This is a genomic window from Neorhizobium alkalisoli (assembly GCF_007829835.1).
Taxonomy (GTDB): Bacteria; Pseudomonadota; Alphaproteobacteria; order Rhizobiales; family Rhizobiaceae; genus Neorhizobium.
On record NZ_VIWP01000003.1, the window covers coordinates 882,802 to 900,024 of the forward strand.

Consider the following 17,223-nt stretch of genomic DNA (forward strand, 5'->3'; position numbering starts at 1 on the left):
TAAACTTTCTTTTTAGAGCCCCAATTCGCTGGGGTCGAAATTGACGACAACGTCGCTCCACGCGTCATATTTGTCGGCAGGCAGATTCTTGAAGGGCGAGGACCGCAGAACCGCGCGACGGGCGCTGGCTTCCATCGTCCGGCGCGCCGTGTCGGATCCACCGGTCGATGTCACTTCCGGCTCGCCGACGATCGCGCCCGACTGGTCGAGCTTGATCTTCACGCGGATGACCATGCCCTGCAGACCTTCGATACCGGCGATCGTCGACCAGTTGTTCTGGATCTGGCCGCGAAGCGCGTCCATCTCGCTGAGGCTGAGCTTCGAGGCCGAAGACGGCTTCGTGCTGCCGGTCGAAGCCGGCGACGTCGACCGCTTGGCACCACCGCCCGATGCCTCCTGCTTGTTGAGCAGGGCCGAGATCTGGTCGGCATTGAAATCGCTCTTCTGCGACGAGGCGGACTTTGCCGTCTCCTGCTTCTTGCCATCCTTCTTGTCGGTCGGCTTTGCGCTTTCGGTTGCCTTGGCATCGGCCTTGGCGGTTTCGGTCGGCTTCGGCGTATCCGGCTTCTTCTCCGGCGGTTTTTCCGCAGGCTTTTCGACCGGCTTCGCCTCTTCCTTCGGCGGCTCTGGCTTCGGCGGCTGCGGACGCTGCGCCGGAACCGGCGGCGTCTGCGGCAATTCACCGGTCTCGGACTGGTTTTCGCTCTGCACCGGCGCCGGGGTCGGCTTCGCAGCCTCAGGCTTCGGCGGGGTCGGTTCAGGCTTGGGCGGAGTCGGGGTGGGCTTCGGCGGCGTCGGCTCAGGCTTCGGCGGCAGGGCAGCCATTTCCTGCGGCTTCGGCGCGGTTTCTTCCGGAGCGACTTCCTTGACTTCGTTCTGCTCAGGTGTCGGGGTCGGCGTCGGGCGCTCGACCGGCTTCGGCGCGGCAGCGGTTTCTGTCGGCGGCTTCTTCGACGGCGTCGGCGGCGTCTTCAGGTCGATATCTTTTTCGCCAGCGTTCTCAGCCTTGTCGATCACCTTCTTGTTCTCGGTCGGCTTCGTCGACGGCTTGTCGTTCGGCTTGGCCGTCTTGTCGCCCTGCTGAAGCTGGGTGAGTTCTTCGACCGACACCATCTCGACCGGAATGGCTTCCGTATCGGCAACGTTGAGCGGTTCCGGCGCGCCGAGCGTGACCATTGCCCAGGCGAGAACCAGAATGTGAAAGACCAGCGATGTGCCGAGACTACCTCTCATGGCGCCCGATCACTTCTCCTGCTGCTGAAGTGTGACGAGGCCGATGTTCTTGTAACCGGCAGCCGAAATCTTGGCCATCACCTTCATCACCACGCCATAGGCGGCAGCAGTGTCACCACGCACATAGATACGTTCGCTGTAACCGGTCGTCGCGATTGCCTGCAGCTTGGGCAGGACCTCATCGAGCGCGATCGGCGTTTCCTGCAGATAGATTTCTCCCTGCGGATTGACGGAAATCGTGATCGGCTGGGTTTCCGAATTCATCGCATTCGCGGACGTTTCCGGCAGATCGATCGGCACGCCGACCGTCATCATCGGTGCTGCCACCATGAAGATGATGAGCAGCACGAGCATGACGTCGACGAGCGGCGTCACGTTGATTTCGCTGATTGCACCCTTGCGACGTCCACCGCGACGGCGGCGACCGCCGCCCGATGACTGTGCTCCTCCAGCCGACATGCCCATATCGAAGAACTCCTAACGGTGGATGAGTTACTGAGCCGCCTGGCGGGGCTGCAGCTTTTCGTCGATCTGGCGCGACAGGATGGCCGAGAACTCGTCTGCAAAACCTTCCATGCGTGCGGAAAGCTTGCCGGCATCGGCCGTGAACTTGTTGTAGGCGATAACGGCCGGGATAGCGGCAACGAGGCCGATCGCGGTTGCGAGCAGAGCTTCGGCAATACCGGGAGCGACAACGGCGAGGTTGGTGGACTTGGAACCGGCAATTGCCTGGAACGAGGTCATGATACCGACGACCGTACCGAACAAGCCGATGAACGGACCGGCAGAACCGATCGTCGCCAGCGAGCCGAGGCGGGCTTCATAGGTTTCGCTTTCACGCGCCATGGTGACATCCATCGCCCGGTCGATGCGCATCTGCAGACCGATCGGCGAACGCGCACCGCGCTCGAAGCTCTTCTTCCATTCGCGCATCGCGGCAACGAAGATTGCGGCGAGACCAACATTCTGCTTTTCAGACAACGCCCGGTATAGTTCCTCGAGCGACTGGCCAGACCAGAACACCTGTTCGAACTGGTCGAACTGGCGGCGCATCCGGCCGAAATTGACGTATTTGTCGATCACGATCGCCCAGGTCCAGATCGACGCTCCGAGGAGCCCGATCATCACCAGCTTGACGACCCAACCGGCCTGCATGAACAGCGCCCAGAGGCTCACCTCGCTCGTCGCCGCCGCCAATCCTACCTGTTCCATCTATCCACTATCCCCGAATCCAAACGCCCGGTTTTTCATGACCGGGCGGGTTCAAAGCGCTCTTGCGAGAATATGTCTGATCGCTGGAGGCGCTTAGCCCAAACCCCAAGACGTCCTGAGTTTCCAGCTTGGCTTCTCGCTTTCAAATTTGGTCAAAGGAAGGCGTGCGTTGCACAAATTCCTCACCTGCGAGTAAGACATCATTATCGTTAATAATGCGTTACAATGACGCGATCCATCCGCCTGAAATGACTCACGAAGTTGCGATTGGCCGACACAACCGGAAGAGCGCAGCCGTCAGATCTCGAGAAGCAGCGGACAATGGTCCGAAACCTCAGGAGCGGAAACGACATCGAAACGCAGCACATCGACTCGTGCGTTCACCAGCATGTAATCGGCAAACCGCCCCGCCTTGGCATAATGCGATGACCGCGTGCCGGCGAAACCGCGCGACGTGACGAGGTCGCTCAATCCCAGCTCGGCGAGGACGCCAAAAGTCTCGCTGTCCGGCTCGACATTGAAATCACCGCAGACCACGAGTGGCTCCTCCGGATCGGCAACACTGCGGATCATGCCGGCAAAACGCTGTGTCTGCACGAGGCGCTCGGGCGTATCCATCTTGCCGGCAAGATCACGCAGCCCATGCATATGCGCGATCGTCATGCCGCGATCACCCGCATGGTCGTAAAGCCGGACGGCATGGGCCACCCGCGATCTCGGATGATCCCCATAACCATGCGGCGAATAGGCCTTGTGGACGAAAGCCTGCGCCTGGCCGATCACGGGCAAGGCGCGATGGACGAAGGTGGCAAGCCCCCATTGCGAAGGTATGGAAACATCTCCATCCCACAGGACGCCCTGCGCGGCAGGGCAGAACTGCGCTACATGCTCCGGCAGGGCCGCTGCAACGTCGCGGAAGAAATTGGCCCGCTGCGGCAGGACATGATCGCCATCCCGATAGGTCAGCCAGTCCTTGGTCGTTTCAGGACTGTGGACCACCTCCTGCAGGCACAGCACATCCGGTTGTTCAGCCGCGAGATAGGCGATCAGTTCCTCATGCAGCTTGCCGCCCCAGCCATTCAGGCAGATGATCTTCAAGGCGCCCTCCCCGGCATGCGATCCCTGCCGTTTTCAGAGCGGATGACCCAGAAACTTTTCAGCGATCGTTTCCGGCAGCCGCCTCGGCCGACCATGCTTGTTGATGACCGCGATCACCACCTTGGCGGCGATCAGCAGCGTCTCGCCACGGCGGATTTCCTGATTGAGCACCATCTTGGCGCCGCCTGCCTTTTCGGTCACGGTCTGGATCGTCAGAATATCATCCATGCGGGCCGGCTGCTTGAAGTCGATTTCCATACGGTGAACGACGAAAACGAGGCCTTCCTCATCGGCATTCAGAAGCGCACTCTGCTCGCAGCCAAGGCAGCGCAGATAATCCGACCGACCGCGTTCGAGGAAATGCAGATAGCGGGCATGATAGATGAGGCCGGAGAAATCCGTATCCTCATAATAGACCCGCTGCACCAGCCGATGCCCACCTTCGATCAATTCACCCGACAACAAAAAAGTGTTTTCAGTCATACGCTTGCCTTGAAACTCTATCTTTACCCGGAAGACAGACATGGAATATCGCCCGAATATTCCACTCCTGTCATACTTCCTGAGCTTCGGCAAACCTGGGGGACGGGCAACGGCACAGCACGGATGGGGCTGATCAGCTCCGCTGTCTTCATCATCAACACGATACAGCTTTGATGGAAGAGCAGCCCGCCTGAACCGGCAAGCAGGCCGCCGGCGCGGATGCACGAGCAAGGCTTAGCACTGCTCGAATGCCACGCCGACGGCCGCCCCCTCAATAGCGAAAGACAAAAAGACAGCCCGCATCCATCAATGCGACGGCTTGAAACGGCGCATGCGGGCGTCGGTCTTCGCCTGTTCGATCTGCTTCATATGCTGCTCGGCCCATTTCTGGCCGGCATCGCCGCCCCAGAGCAGCCAGGCGATGTAACCCGAGGATGGATTGGCGTCGTCACCAAAATGGTCGGCCCGTTTGTCGACATTGTGCCGTTTGAAATAGCTCACCATCCGCTTGACCGTCTGGTCGGACAGGTTCTTTCGATGTTGCAGGTCACGCGCTCGGGCGATGCCGACCGTCGTTCCACCGCGGCGGAATTCTGCCCTCAATTTCAGCCCCTTCTCCGCAGCGGCTGCGACTTCCAGCGGCGGGCGGTGATCAAGCTGCGTGTCGCCGTTTTTCGGATGCTCGGTGCGCTTGCCGGCAATATCGCCCTGGCCGGCGCGGGCGTGATCGTAATGTCCGTCAGCCATGGGCTTTCCTCAGCTCCGACTGGCTCTTCAGCACTCGATCGCCATCCTCCTGGCGGACCAGGAAAGCCGGTTCCTCGGTATCCGCCTTGCGTTTGATCGTCTTGCCCTTGATCCGTCTTTCGACGTCATGGGTGAATTTTTCGGCGACCTTGCCTTCGGCCTTCGACCGGCCCCATGTCCATTCGACGGTATTTCCGACGCTGATCTTCTGCATGGATAAACTCCTTTCCGTCGTCAAAACGGCAGGAGTCAAAGGATGTTCCCGAATTCAGGGGGGATGTTCCCGAATTCAGGCTTTCAGATCGAGATCGCCATCGCGCCAGATGACGTGGCGAGGGCTTTCCGGCAGGGTCTCGATCTCTTCGGCGATGAAATAAGGCGGAATGTCGAGCGCCCTGAGCGATGCCGTTGTCGCCGGCACCCATTTGAATTCGAGCTCGCTGCCATCCTGTACGCGATGCACGATATCGCTCGGATGGAAGGGGAAACTTTCCGGCAGTTCCATCAGATAATAGAAGCCGAGCTCGTGGCAGTCATGCCCCTCGTAATGAAAGAAATTCTCGACCACCCAGAGCAGCCGCCCGACCTCGGCCGTCACGCCTAGCTCTTCCATCATCTCGCGGGCGAGCGTTTCCTCAGATGTCTCGCCCATTTCCGCCCGGCCGCCCGGAAAGGTCCAGAAGGGCTCGTGAACGGCGCGATGCACGAGGACATGGCCATCGCGAAAGGCAAGCCCGGCGATCCGCATCTGGAACACACGTTTCGGCTTGAACTTCTTGCGGATACGCAGGTCCTGCGGTTTTGTATCCTTACTCATCGTCGAGGTTCATCCGGAACTGCGCCGCTTCCAGATCTTTTGGCGGCTGCATGCCCAGATGTTTCCACGCCACGCCCGTCAGCACGCGCCCGCGCGGCGTGCGCTGAATGAAGCCCTGCTGGATCATGTACGGCTCGATAATGTCCTCGATCGCGTCCCGCGGCTCCGACAGGCCGGCGGCGATCGTCTCGATCCCGACCGGACCGCCGCCAAAGTTCACGGCGATCATGTTGAGATACCGTTTGTCGAGCTGGTCCATCCCCATATTGTCTACCAGCAGACGCGTCAGCGCCTCGTCGGCAATTTCCTTCGTCACGGCCTCGGCACGCGCCACCTCGGCGAAATCCCGCACCCGGCGCAGAAGTCGGCCGGCAATACGCGGCGTACCACGGGCGCGCCTCGCAATCTCGCGGGCACCGTCATCGGTCATCGGCAGGTTCATCAGCCGCGCGCCACGGCGCACGATGCCTTCAAGCTCCTCGACCGAATAGAAGGACAGCCGCACCGGAATGCCGAAACGGTCACGCAGCGGCGTTGTCAGAAGGCCGAGACGTGTGGTTGCCGCAACCAGCGTGAATTTCGAAAGATCGATCTTCACCGACCGCGCCGCCGGCCCCTCGCCGATGATCAGGTCCAGCTGAAAATCTTCCATCGCCGGATAGAGGATTTCCTCGACCGCCGGATTGAGCCGGTGGATTTCATCGATGAACAGAACATCGCGTTCTTCGAGATTGGTCAGGAGCGCCGCCAGATCCCCCGCCTTGGCGATGACCGGACCGGAAGTGGAGCGGAAATTGACGCCAAGTTCCTTCGCCATGATCTGCGCCAGCGTCGTCTTGCCGAGACCAGGCGGGCCGACGAAAAGCACGTGATCCAGCGCCTCGCCACGGTTTTTCGCCGCCTCGATAAAGATCTTCAGATTGGCTCGCGCCTCCGCCTGGCCGGTAAAATCGTCCAGCGTCTGCGGCCGCAGCGTCGTATCGAGATCCTCGCCGCGCTTTTCCGGGGTGATCAGACGGGCATCAGTCATGCGAGAAGTTCCATTCCGGGCACGCGGGTTGCGGCTTTTTTGTCGAAGGTTTTTATCGATTTGCAGCCCACATCAAGAGAGCGGGCTGCAATGAGAGCATCGGCCAGATCGGCATTTTCGCGGGAAGCAAGCCTCACCGCCTTAACCACAAGATCATGATGCTCAATGATCAAGCCGCGCGTCTGCAGCAATTGTCCTATCGCCGACAAGCTATCTTTTTTGGAATAGCCAAGCCTTGATCGCAAGGCCCAATCGAGCTCCACAATGCCGATCAGCGTCAGGAAAGCCGCATAGGAGTGCCCCAAACCCTCAGCAAATCTCAGCGCCGCTCGTCGTTGCTGAGGATCGTCATCGGTCAGCAGGCGAATGACGACATTGGTATCAAGACCGATCATCTTCATTCCGCAGCTTCTGACGTTCCGTCATCACCCATATCGAAGGCAGCGGCACCAGCGGCGGCAACGACCGCCGCATCTATCTCTTCCAGTGTGGCAGGCCCCTTCGGCGGCTTTCCGAGAAAGCCGGCAAGATCTTTCAGGTCGATGTTTTTGGGCGTCACGATCACCTCTCCATCAACCACGCTGTAGATCAACTGGTCACCGGGACGCAGATTGAGCGCCTCCCGCATTTCCTTCGGGATGGTGACCTGCCCCTTGGCCGACAATGTTGCTTCCCAAACACTCATCGAATTGTTTCCAGCAAGTATCGTCGGAATATAGCAGCTTTTTCCGACAATCGAAAAAACTTCGGATTTTACCGCGCCAGCTCCTTCAAACCCAACCGGATCAACTTGGCGCTATCCGCCCCTTCGCCCGCTGTCTTCATCGCCGCCGCCACCGCATTGGCAGCTTGGTCACGCGAATAACCGAGATTGGTGAGCGCAGAGACGGCATCCGCGACCGGGGCAGAAGCAACGCCTTCGCCGAGCTCCTGCTTGAGCCCGATATTGGTAGCTGCCTCACCGGCAAAAGCCGGCGCCTTGTTCTTCAGTTCCGTAACCAGACGCACCGCCACTTTCGGCCCAACGCCCGGCGCGCGCGAAACGGCTGTCTTGTCCTGCAGCGCGATCGCGTTGGCGAGTTCACCCGGCGTCAGTGTCGAGAGAACGGCCAGCGCCACCTTGGAGCCGACACCCTGCACGCTCTGCAAGAGATTGAACCATTCCCGCTCCAGTGCCGAAACGAAACCGAACAGTTTTAGCTGATCCTCGCGGACATAGGTCTCGATGAACAGCACCGCTGCTTCGCCGACATTCAGCCGCGACAGGGTTCTCGACGAGCAGAAGGCTTCGTAACAGACGCCATGCACATCGATGAGAACATAGTCGTCGCCGATTTCGTCGATAGTGCCTTTGAGCTTGCCGATCATGAATGCGTCCGCCGATCAAGAATTACAGAGGATGGGTTTCGGGAGAGATGATGGAAAGAAGCGGGAAGTAAGTCCGATATTTTGCAGCATCGCGGCTGAGCAATCGATAGTCCCGCACCATCGCGTGAGCACCGATGTAAAAATCAGGTAACGGCGAACGCTTGTCACCGCCCGAGCGCCGATATTGCAGAAAGGCATGTCCGGCAGCAAAAGCGGCGTCCCAAGGAAGCTCTTCCCGACGAAACAGGCTTGGTGCAAGTGCAGATTCCAGATCCTCGCTGGTGGCATAGCCGGCAGCCATTTCCGCGAAAATCAACGGGTTTATCAGCAGAGGACCATTGGCCCGTGCAGCAGCAAGTTGCGCCGTTGACCACTCGGTAAAGGCGCTGGGAGTATGGAAAACGTCGATCAGAACATTCGTATCGACCAGGGTCGCCATCGGCTCAATCCCTCAACAATCGATAGAATTCTTCACCGCTCATCTCGCCGAGAAACATGGAACCCTGGTGACGCCTCAAGTGATCGATGAGGTCACGAACGTCACGTTCCACTTCGTCGCGCGAAGGCTCGACGCGTCGAAGCACCACTTCGTCATCGCGAAGCACGAATTCCACTTCGCTTCCTGCCTCGATCCCGAGATTGGAGCGAATGTTTTTCGGGATGGTAACCTGACCTTTTTCGGTGACACGCATGGTAATACCTCTGGGGTATTACTTATTTCCACCAAGGGAACAAGTCAAGAACAAACTGGTCGCATGCTTAGCCCGCCAACGCCTGCCGCATCCGCTGCCCGCCCCGGTTATGGGCATGGCAGATGGCGATCGCCAGCGCATCGGCAGCGTCATTCCCCTTGAATTCGGCCTTGGGCATCAGGATCTTCAGCATCATGTGGATCTGCTGCTTTTCGCCGTGGCCGACGCCGATCACCGACTTTTTCACCGCGTTCGGCGCATATTCGGCAACCGGCAGCCCGGCCCGGGCCGGAACCAGCATCACGACACCGCGTGCCTGGCCGAGCTTCAGTGTTGCAACCGCGTCCTTGTTGACGAAAGTCTGCTCGACGGCGGCCTCGTCCGGCTTGTAGGCATGTACCACTTCGGCAAGCCCGTCATGCAACTGGCAGAGACGTGAGGCGAGGTCGAGATCGCCGTCCGAAGTGACTGTGCCGGAGGCGACGAAACGCAGGCTGTTGCCGAGCGTTTCGATAATGCCCCAGCCTGTGCGGCGAAGCCCCGGGTCGATACCGATGATGCGAATCGTCTGTGTCATGTCGTGATTCTACCGGTGAGTGGCGGGAGGCGCCATTGCCAATCGGCCTGTCGCCTTGCAGGGCGGGTATGCATCCATCGGCGTTAACCATGTGTAAAAGCTTTTGGGCAGAACTGTCGGGAAACAGGCAACATCCTTTCCCTGAATGCGTTGCTCGTCCAGAAAGGTGATCACAAGCAGGACATTGAGTCGGAACAGGATGTTTCGTCTCTGCCAAGACCGCAAAACAAGGAGGCGCCCGAATGATACGGGACTTTGATCGGAATGAAACCGAATTGCGCGATCTGCGCTCCGTCGTCGACATGCTGGATGGTGGCCTGCGGCGCTTTGCGACCGGCGATATCCATAACACGCTCGACCATGCTTTCCCGCTGCGCCTCGAGGGCCTGCGGCGCGATTTCAATCGCGGCCTCGGCGGCATGACCAAGGCGATCGACAGCGTGCTCGACGGCACCCAGAGCCTGCGCTCGGATGCCGAAATTCTCCGCGAGGCCCTGTCCAACAGCGCCGATGCCAAGGCCGCCCGCGCCGAAAAGCTCGCCAAGCTCACATCAGCTGCAGCAGCCGGCACGCATTCGGCCAAACAGCAGACGATTGCAAGCCAGCACGTCGCGACCATTGCCCAGAATGCCCGTTTCGACATGCGCCGCCCCAAGGAAGCCGTCGCCGCCGCACTGAAAATGATCGCGGCAATCGAAACAGCCAAAAGCGAAACCGATGATGCAGATCGCATGTCTGCCCTCAAGGCCAAGGCTGAGGAAATCGGCCGCGAGCTGGATGCGATCGGCCTTTATGTCGATGCGCTCGCAGATCACGTTTCGGATCTGACCACGTCCGCCGAAAAGCAGACCGCCGCCACGTCGGCGCTCCATGCCGGGCTTGATGACCTGAGCAAGACGGAACGCGCCGGCTCGGCGGATGCGATCACGGCATCGCTGACACTGGATCGCATGAGCCGCAGCGTTGCGGATATCGACCGCGAGGCAAGCCGCTTCATGAAGGTGACGGTCGTCACGCAGCCGCCGTCGCCCCCATCCGGCGAACACCGCCCCTTCCTGCGCCTCGTCAAGAGCTGACAGGATACCAGGAGCTCATCGAAAAGGTCCCGGCAGAACGTGTCGGGACCTTTCGACCGGCCATGGGGTCGTATTTCCGAAACCGGCTGCCTAGATAAGGAGGATATTTTCCATAATCCTTTCAGGACAGGCCGATGATCCCCTTTTCCATTCTCGATCTTTCGCCGATTGGCGAAGGTTACTCCGTCCGCGAAGCGCTCGATCAGTCGCGCCGCTTGGCGATAAAGGCTGAGGCGGAAGGATATAATCGCGTCTGGCTGGCGGAACATCACGGCATGCCCGGCATAGCCAGCGCCGCAACCTCCCTCGTCATCGCCCATGTCGGTGCTGCAACAAAGACGATCCGCGTCGGCTCCGGCGGCATCATGTTGCCAAACCATTCTCCGCTCGTCATCGCCGAACAGTTCGGCACGCTGGAAGCGCTGCTTCCCGGCCGCGTCGATCTCGGCCTCGGCCGCGCGCCTGGCACGGATATGCGCACGGCGGGCGCACTCCGCCGCAATATGGAGGCCGGTGCCGAAAACTTCCCGCATGACATCATGGAACTGAAGCATCTGCTTGGCACGCCAGTCGAAAACCAGGCGATCCTCGCCGTGCCCGGCACGGAAGCGAATGTGCCGATCTGGCTGCTCGGCTCCTCGCTCTACAGCGCCCATCTGGCCGCAGCGCTCGGCCTGCCTTACGCCTTCGCCTCCCATTTCGCGCCCGACATGCTGCTTGATGCGATCGCCATTTATCGCGAACGCTTCCAGCCCTCGGCCGATCTCGACAAGCCTTACGTCATGGTCGGTGTCATGGGTGTTGCGGCCGACACGGATGCCGAAGCGGAAAAGCTCTTCACCTCCTCACAGCAGCAGTTCGTCAACCTTCGCAAAAATGTCCGCACCCGTTTTCCGAAGCCGGTCGACAGTATGGAAGGCCACTGGACGCCGATGGAAAAGATGAATGTCGAGCACACGCTGCGTTACGCTGCCGTCGGCTCGCCCAAAACCATCGAGGCCAAGCTCTCCGATTTCCTCGGCGAAACCCAGGCTGACGAACTGATCGTCTCCATGCCGATCCACGATATCGACAAGAGACTGCACTCGGTCGAACTCCTCGCCTCCCTGTCTCTGATGGAAAAGCCCGCAAAGGCGGCCTGATCTCCTGTCACAACAAGTTCATTTGCCAGAGTTAGCTTTTGTTAACTCTGGTGAAAGAGGAACTCTGCTGTGACAGACGCCATTGCCCCTGGCTCCACCCCCTCCCATTCCTATCATCCGCTGGAACATCGAAGCTCAATCGGCAAGTATTTCCTGCCGATCTTCGCGATCATCCTCATCGCCGGTCTCGGTTATGTCGGATATGCGCTGAGCCAAGATCTTGAGTCCGCAGCCTCCGTGCCGTGGTTCCTGCTTGGCCTCGCCCTGCTGATCGCGCTCGGTTTCGAATTCGTCAACGGCTTCCATGACACCGCCAATGCGGTCGCGACCGTCATCTATACCCGCTCCATGCCGGCAGAGATCGCCGTAGTCTGGTCCGGTTTCTTCAATTTCCTCGGCGTGCTCTTCTCAACCGGCGCCGTCGCCTTCGGCATCGTCGCACTTCTACCGGTCGAGCTTATCCTGCAGGTCTCCTCCGGCGCCGGCCTTGCCATGGTGTTTGCCCTTCTCTCCGCGGCAATCATCTGGAACCTCGGCACCTGGTATCTGGGCTTGCCCTCCTCCTCGTCCCACACGCTGATCGGCTCAATCATCGGCGTCGGCCTGGCCAACCAGTTCCTGGCGCCGCAGGGCACCGCCACGAGCGGCATCGACTGGTCGCAGGCCTCGAATATCGGCATGTCTCTGCTCGTCTCGCCGATCGTCGGTTTCGGCCTCTCGGCCCTGCTGCTTCTCGTCATGAAGGTCCTTGTCAAGAACAAGGCGCTCTACGAGGAACCGAAGGGCAACAAGCCTCCGCCGGCCTGGATCCGCGGCCTGCTGATCTTCACCTGCACGGGCGTGAGCTTTGCGCATGGCTCGAATGACGGACAGAAGGGCATGGGCCTGATCATGCTCATCCTGATCGGCCTCGTGCCGACCGCCTTTGCGCTCAACCGCACGCCGGATGCGCAATATGTAAAAGCCTATCTCTCTGCCTCGCAGAATGTCGAAACGGCGCTGCAGAAATATGTGAAGCCGGGCGTCACGGTGACCGATGCCCGCGCGGAAGTCGCCAAGGCCGTCAAGTCAAAGACCTGGACCGACCAGACGACCCCTGCCCTGCAGCAGTTCGTCCACACGTCCAGCGAACAGATCGCCAAATTCCCGACGCTGGAATCCGTCCCGACCTCGCTGGTCGGCAATATCCGCAACGATGTCTATCTGATCGGCGAAGCGCTGAAACTGATCGACAAGAGCAAGCTCCTGACCGTGGAGGCCGCCGATCTCGATGCGGTCAAGGCCTATCACGGCGCCGTCGACAATGCGACGAAGTTCATCCCGCTCTGGGTCAAGGTGGCGGTCGCACTGGCGCTCGGCCTCGGCACCATGGTCGGCTGGAAACGCATCGTCGTCACCGTCGGCGAAAAGATCGGCAAGACGCATCTGACCTATGGCCAGGGCGCGTCTGCGGAAGTCGTCGCCATGCTGACCATCGGCGCCGCCGACCATCTCGGCCTGCCGGTCTCGACCACCCACGTCCTCTCGTCCGGTGTCGCCGGCACGATGGCGGCGAACGGGTCCGGCCTGCAATGGTCGACGGTGCGCAATATGTTGCTCGCCTGGGTGCTGACCCTGCCCGCCTCGATCGGTATCGCCTTCCTGCTCTTCGTGCTGCTGCGGCAGGTTTTCTAAGGACTGTCATCGCTTTCGGCCTGCCCCTCACCCTAACCCTCTCCCCGCATGCGGGGAGAGGGGACCTGCCTCGATTGAGCCAAGGAAAGCGCGGCTTGCTCCCTTCTCCCCGCGAGCGGGGAGAAGGTGCCGGCAGGCGGATGAGGGGCAGCAACCCGCTCGATATCCCAAAACAAAAAAGGCACCGCATCGCTGCAGTGCCTTTTTCAATTTGTCTGAGCCGGAAAAATCAGGCCGAAAGCTTGGCCAGGACTTCTTCCGAGACTTCGAAGTTGGAATAGACGTTCTGGACGTCGTCATCGTCTTCGAGATTGTCGATGAGCTTCATCAGCGACTGAGCGCGTTCTTCATCGACTTCGATCGTGTTCTGCGGGCGCCAGATCGCCTTGACGGTTTCGGCTTCGCCGAGAACCGCTTCGAGCGCCTTCGACACTTCGTTCATGTCTTCGAAGCCGCAATAGATAGTGTGGCCGTCTTCGTCGGAAACGACGTCTTCGGCACCGGCCTCGATCGCCGCTTCCATGACCTTGTCGGCATCGCCGACGGAAGCCTTGTAGGTGATTTCACCGACATGGTCGAAGGAGAAGGATACCGAACCGGTTTCGCCGAGTGCGCCGCCGGCCTTGGTGAAGATCGAACGGACGTTGGAAGCCGTGCGGTTGCGGTTGTCGGTCAGCGCTTCGACGATGACCGCCGTGCCGCCCGGACCGTAACCTTCGTAACGGACGGAATCATAGACTTCCGCATCCGCACCCGAGGCCTTCTTGATGGCGCGGTCGATATTGTCCTTCGGCATCGATTGGGCCTTGGCGTTCTGCACGGCAAGGCGCAGCGCCGAGTTCATCGCCGGATCCGGCAGGCCCGTCTTGGCAGCAACGGTGATTTCGCGCGCAAGCTTGGAAAACAGTTTCGAGCGGATCCCGTCCTGCTTGCCCTTGCGGTGCATGATGTTCTTGAACTGTGAATGGCCAGCCATGGACCCCTACACCTATCTATCGTTTGGGAATGGCGCCTTATAATTTCGATGGCCGGCCCGTTCAAGGCATTTTCCGGCGGCTATGACAGCATTCGCGCCCGAGATCCCGCCCCTCAAGCGACAGCGACGGAACAAAGACCGCAGGTCGCCGGTTGTCTTTCTGAAAACAGCAAGAACAAAGGAGATCAATCATGGCAAGCCTGACCGACGCCCGCGAAGCCCCCGAGCGCCAGCTCTGGGACGAGATCCACGCCATTCATGCCGGCATGCTCGGCATCGAAGGCGCGCATATGCACTTCCAGCCGATGGCGCCGAATGTCGATGTGAAGACCAGCACGATCTGGTTCTACACCAAGAACGACACCGATCTGGTGCGCGCCATCCGCGCCGATACGCGGGCGCATTTCTGCGTCGTAGGCAAGAACCATGACTATCACGCCTGCCTTTCCGGCCTTCTCGAAGTCCGCCGCGATCCGGCAAAGATCGAGGAATATTGGAGCACCGTAACCTCGGCCTGGTATGAGCACGGCAAGCAGGACCCGCTTCTCGTCATGCTGGCGCTGCGTGTCGATGATGCCGAAATCTGGGCTTCGACCGACAGCACACTGAAATTCGGCTGGGAAATCGCCAAGGCGAACCTGACGGATGAGAAGATGCCGGATGTCGGCGTCAAGCAACACCTGACCTTCCCGCATTATCATTGACGCTGATTTTGGAAGTCGCAGGGGGTATCAAAGCCCCTGCGGCACCAGGATCGTCGGCTTTTTCGGCAGGTTCTTCAACGAAACCGTGATGACCGGCGATTTCGCATAGGCGATATCGAACCGACCGTCGAACATGGCGAGAAAACTGTCGAGCGGCGGCCCCCAGCGATGCATCGGCAGGATCAGCGATGAGCGCAGCCGCTGCACCACCCGGCTCATGCTGTCGGCCCCCATGGTTAGCCCGCCATCGACAGGCACCATCAGCACATCCAATCGCCCGATCTCGGCGTATTGGTTTTCGTTCAGCTCGAAATGCAGATGGCCGAGATGACCGATGCAGAGGCCTGCAACTTCAAAGATGAAGATCGAATTGCCGTTCTCCTCTATGCCGCCACCCCAGTTGCGAATGTCGGAGACGACATTGCGGATATAGACATCGCCGACCGTCAGGTGATGAACCGCCTTTTCGCCCGGCACGTCACTCCAACCGTGCAGGACATGGGCGATGCCGGGATCAGGCGTCAGCGTGTAATGGGTCGAATGCGCCTTGTTCATCGTCACCACATCCGGCAGACGCGGCGGCTTGAAGACGCCGCTATAATCCGTGGCGATCCCCACACCGTCCGGCGTCTCGATGAAATAGGTCGAATGGCCGATAAAGCTGATCTTCACCTCGCCCATGTCGGTCGCTGCCATGGCGGTCTTCACGACGGGCAGTGCAGAAGGCGAGAAGCTGGCGAAGGTCGCGCCCGGCAGGCGTTGAGCAATGGCCTGGCACTGGCTCGGCAATGGTTCGCTCTGCGCCGCCGCTTGCTGCGCGAATGCCGGCAGCGCCGACAGGATGAGAGCCGAAATACCCAATGCCAGAGCCTGCAGCATCATGCCACTCCCTGAAATCCGCGTTCAATCGTATTCCCGTGGCAAAAGGATGCTGTAAGCCTTGAAGCGCGTAAAGCTGCGATTGTCGTGAGAGGCCTCACAATCCTGTCATCCGTTTCCGTCATGAATTTGACGATTGACAAGTCCGGCGATCAGCGAAAAGCCTCGGACTCTCAAGACTTCAGGCCGGATCGGAGAGATGCCCATGCAATACGAGATCGATATCAAGACCGCAGACGGAATGGCCAAGGGCATGATCGTCAAGCCGCAGGATGGGAGCACGCCGGACAAGGGCGTCATCATCTACATGGACGCCTTTGGTCCGCGCGAGGCGCTGTACTGGATGGGCGAGCGTATCGCCGAGAGAGGCTACACGGTTCTGGTGCCCGATCTCTATTACCGGTCCGGCAGCTACGGTCCCTTCGACGCCCGCACCGCCTTCACCCAGGAAGACACCGGCAACCAGATCCGCGCGCTGATGAAGGCGACCGGCCAGGCGCTGACCGCCCGTGACGGCGAGGCCTTCATCGCCGCCCTGACGGGCGAAGGTGTGAGCGGTGCAATCGGCGCCGTCGGGTATTGCATGGGCGGCGGGCGCGCCATCACCGCGGCCGCCCATTATCCGGACCGGATCAAGGCAGCCGCCAGCTTCCATGGCGGCAATCTGGCAAGCGACGCCGAAGACAGCCCGCATCGTCTGGCAGACAGGATCAAGGCCCGCATCTATGTCGGCGTCGCCGGCGTCGACAACAGCTTCCCGCCGGAACAGTCCGCCCGCTTTGCCGAAGCTTTCCGTATCGGCGGCGTCGATCACGCGGTCGAGAACTATATCGGCATGGCGCATGGCTGGACGGTGCCGGACCATGGCGTCTACGACCGGGAGGGCTCCGAGCGCCATTTCAAGCGGCTGCTGACGCTGTTTGAAGAGACGCTTTGAGCGCGTTTGAGCAAGTGGCCTTTGCAGTTGTCAGCTGAGATGAGTTTGCGCATCGCCGTTGCTTGGTCGAAGGCATAATATCCACGACCTCATTCCTGTGCTCGTAACAGGAATCCTTCCAGCCCAAGTCCTTGGGCTGGAAGGACTTCTTTCGCCGCGCAGACGCGCGTCGGCTGGATCCCTGTGACAAGCACAGGGATGAGGTCGGAGAGGCAAGAGGCCGTCGCGTGCGCCCTCGCAGAATTACCCCTTATGCGGCTGCCGGCAGACGAAGGGCAGGAAAGAACTGGCCGTGCCAAAATTCATCGCGGCCATGGTCAACTTATTGGCGAGATCGATATCGGCCTTCGATTCCGGGCAGGCATCCGCGCCGTTCGAGCAGCCTGCCGCGATGAAATCTTCATTGCCCTTGATAAAGCCGGCGGTAATGCCGTCGCGACCGGACAGATCGAGCAGTTCGCGCCAGGCCTTGGCATAGAATTCGCATTTGCGCTCCGGCCAGGTCTTTTGCGCCGCCTCTGCCTTCCCGGCGGAGGGCAGCGCGGCGCAGGCCAGCGCCGACGCGAAAAGCACGCCGC

At 60.1% G+C, this 17,223-nt stretch carries 23 protein-coding genes; 5 read left to right on the forward strand and 18 right to left on the reverse strand.

All coding sequences use genetic code 11. The annotated features are described in order from the left end of the window. Window positions 1–12: 12 nt before the first annotated feature. The 15 genes from FHW37_RS15185 to ruvC all read right to left on the reverse strand — a co-directional run bounded on the left by FHW37_RS15185 (window position 13) and on the right by ruvC (window position 9,257). The gene (locus tag FHW37_RS15185) at window positions 13–1,233 is read right to left on the reverse strand and encodes a hypothetical protein (protein ID WP_145637818.1); all 1,221 of its coding nucleotides are present in this window, start codon (window positions 1,231–1,233) and stop codon (window positions 13–15) included. 9 nt (window positions 1,234–1,242) lie between these two features. After that, entirely contained in the window at window positions 1,243–1,698 is a 456-nt protein-coding gene (gene tolR / locus FHW37_RS15190) for a protein TolR (protein ID WP_145637820.1), read from the reverse strand. 27 nt (window positions 1,699–1,725) lie between these two features. Then, entirely contained in the window at window positions 1,726–2,445 is a 720-nt protein-coding gene (tolQ, locus tag FHW37_RS15195; RefSeq protein ID WP_145637822.1) for a protein TolQ, read from the reverse strand. 297 nt (window positions 2,446–2,742) lie between these two features. Then, on the reverse strand, window positions 2,743–3,543 hold the full coding sequence (locus FHW37_RS15200) for an endonuclease/exonuclease/phosphatase family protein (protein ID WP_145637824.1): 801 nt from the start codon (window positions 3,541–3,543) through the stop codon (window positions 2,743–2,745). A gap of 33 nt (window positions 3,544–3,576) precedes the next feature. After that, window positions 3,577–4,026, reverse strand: a complete 450-nt coding sequence (gene ybgC, locus FHW37_RS15205) for a tol-pal system-associated acyl-CoA thioesterase (protein ID WP_145637826.1) — start codon at window positions 4,024–4,026, stop codon at window positions 3,577–3,579. Between the two features lie 306 nt (window positions 4,027–4,332). Beyond that, window positions 4,333–4,773, reverse strand: coding sequence for a hypothetical protein (locus tag FHW37_RS15210; RefSeq protein WP_348642843.1), 441 nt, complete (start codon window positions 4,771–4,773; stop codon window positions 4,333–4,335). After that, entirely contained in the window at window positions 4,766–4,987 is a 222-nt protein-coding gene (locus FHW37_RS15215; protein WP_145637828.1) for a DUF2945 domain-containing protein, read from the reverse strand. Before FHW37_RS15215 ends, FHW37_RS15210 begins: the two co-directional genes overlap by 8 nt. Window positions 4,988–5,062: 75 nt before the next feature. Beyond that, a complete protein-coding gene (locus FHW37_RS15220) occupies window positions 5,063–5,590 on the reverse strand; it encodes an NUDIX hydrolase (RefSeq protein WP_145637830.1) in 528 nt (175 codons plus the stop codon). After that, window positions 5,583–6,620 carry a Holliday junction branch migration DNA helicase RuvB gene (gene ruvB, locus FHW37_RS15225; RefSeq protein ID WP_145637832.1) on the reverse strand — a complete coding sequence of 346 codons (1,038 nt, stop codon included), beginning with the start codon at window positions 6,618–6,620 and terminating at the stop codon, window positions 5,583–5,585. The genes FHW37_RS15220 and ruvB overlap by 8 nt, the downstream gene beginning before the upstream one ends. Then, entirely contained in the window at window positions 6,617–7,021 is a 405-nt protein-coding gene (locus FHW37_RS15230) for a PIN domain-containing protein (protein ID WP_145637834.1), read from the reverse strand. Before FHW37_RS15230 ends, ruvB begins: the two co-directional genes overlap by 4 nt. Then, complete coding sequence (locus FHW37_RS15235; RefSeq protein WP_145637835.1) at window positions 7,018–7,305, reverse strand: AbrB/MazE/SpoVT family DNA-binding domain-containing protein; 288 nt, start codon at window positions 7,303–7,305, stop codon at window positions 7,018–7,020. The genes FHW37_RS15230 and FHW37_RS15235 overlap by 4 nt, the downstream gene beginning before the upstream one ends. A 68-nt stretch (window positions 7,306–7,373) precedes the next feature. Then, complete coding sequence (gene ruvA, locus FHW37_RS15240; protein ID WP_145637837.1) at window positions 7,374–7,988, reverse strand: Holliday junction branch migration protein RuvA; 615 nt, start codon at window positions 7,986–7,988, stop codon at window positions 7,374–7,376. A 22-nt stretch (window positions 7,989–8,010) separates the two neighbouring features. Further along, complete coding sequence (locus tag FHW37_RS15245; RefSeq protein ID WP_145637839.1) at window positions 8,011–8,427, reverse strand: type II toxin-antitoxin system VapC family toxin; 417 nt, start codon at window positions 8,425–8,427, stop codon at window positions 8,011–8,013. Window positions 8,428–8,431: 4 nt separating this feature from the next. Continuing rightward, window positions 8,432–8,680: an AbrB/MazE/SpoVT family DNA-binding domain-containing protein gene (locus FHW37_RS15250; RefSeq protein ID WP_145637841.1), complete on the reverse strand. Its 249-nt coding sequence runs from the start codon at window positions 8,678–8,680 to the stop codon at window positions 8,432–8,434. 67 nt (window positions 8,681–8,747) lie between these two features. Then, complete coding sequence (gene ruvC / locus FHW37_RS15255; RefSeq protein WP_145637843.1) at window positions 8,748–9,257, reverse strand: crossover junction endodeoxyribonuclease RuvC; 510 nt, start codon at window positions 9,255–9,257, stop codon at window positions 8,748–8,750. Window positions 9,258–9,499: 242 nt separating this feature from the next. Here ruvC and FHW37_RS15260 point away from each other — a divergent pair, with 242 nt between their 5' ends. From FHW37_RS15260 to FHW37_RS15270, 3 genes are all read left to right on the forward strand, one after another. Next, window positions 9,500–10,333, forward strand: a complete 834-nt coding sequence (locus FHW37_RS15260) for a methyl-accepting chemotaxis protein (protein WP_145637846.1) — start codon at window positions 9,500–9,502, stop codon at window positions 10,331–10,333. A gap of 134 nt (window positions 10,334–10,467) precedes the next feature. Continuing rightward, window positions 10,468–11,475: an LLM class flavin-dependent oxidoreductase gene (locus tag FHW37_RS15265; protein ID WP_145637848.1), complete on the forward strand. Its 1,008-nt coding sequence runs from the start codon at window positions 10,468–10,470 to the stop codon at window positions 11,473–11,475. A gap of 81 nt (window positions 11,476–11,556) precedes the next feature. Then, entirely contained in the window at window positions 11,557–13,149 is a 1,593-nt protein-coding gene (locus tag FHW37_RS15270; protein ID WP_432442864.1) for an inorganic phosphate transporter, read from the forward strand. A 229-nt stretch (window positions 13,150–13,378) separates the two neighbouring features. On the opposite strand, the gene FHW37_RS15275 is transcribed toward FHW37_RS15270, so the two are convergent. Further along, on the reverse strand, window positions 13,379–14,125 hold the full coding sequence (locus FHW37_RS15275; protein WP_145637853.1) for a YebC/PmpR family DNA-binding transcriptional regulator: 747 nt from the start codon (window positions 14,123–14,125) through the stop codon (window positions 13,379–13,381). A gap of 191 nt (window positions 14,126–14,316) precedes the next feature. Between FHW37_RS15275 and FHW37_RS15280 the strand changes: the two genes are divergently transcribed. Next, window positions 14,317–14,829: a pyridoxamine 5'-phosphate oxidase family protein gene (locus FHW37_RS15280; protein ID WP_145637856.1), complete on the forward strand. Its 513-nt coding sequence runs from the start codon at window positions 14,317–14,319 to the stop codon at window positions 14,827–14,829. 27 nt (window positions 14,830–14,856) lie between these two features. Here the strand turns inward: FHW37_RS15280 and FHW37_RS15285 are convergent, their stop codons facing one another. Next, the gene (locus tag FHW37_RS15285; protein WP_145637858.1) at window positions 14,857–15,711 is read right to left on the reverse strand and encodes an MBL fold metallo-hydrolase; all 855 of its coding nucleotides are present in this window, start codon (window positions 15,709–15,711) and stop codon (window positions 14,857–14,859) included. A gap of 202 nt (window positions 15,712–15,913) precedes the next feature. Between FHW37_RS15285 and FHW37_RS15290 the strand changes: the two genes are divergently transcribed. Further along, a complete protein-coding gene (locus tag FHW37_RS15290; RefSeq protein ID WP_145637860.1) occupies window positions 15,914–16,645 on the forward strand; it encodes a dienelactone hydrolase family protein in 732 nt (243 codons plus the stop codon). Between the two features lie 243 nt (window positions 16,646–16,888). Here FHW37_RS15290 and FHW37_RS15295 read toward each other — a convergent pair whose 3' ends face one another. Then, window positions 16,889–17,218, reverse strand: coding sequence for a hypothetical protein (locus FHW37_RS15295; RefSeq protein ID WP_145637861.1), 330 nt, complete (start codon window positions 17,216–17,218; stop codon window positions 16,889–16,891). Window positions 17,219–17,223 lie beyond the last annotated feature (5 nt).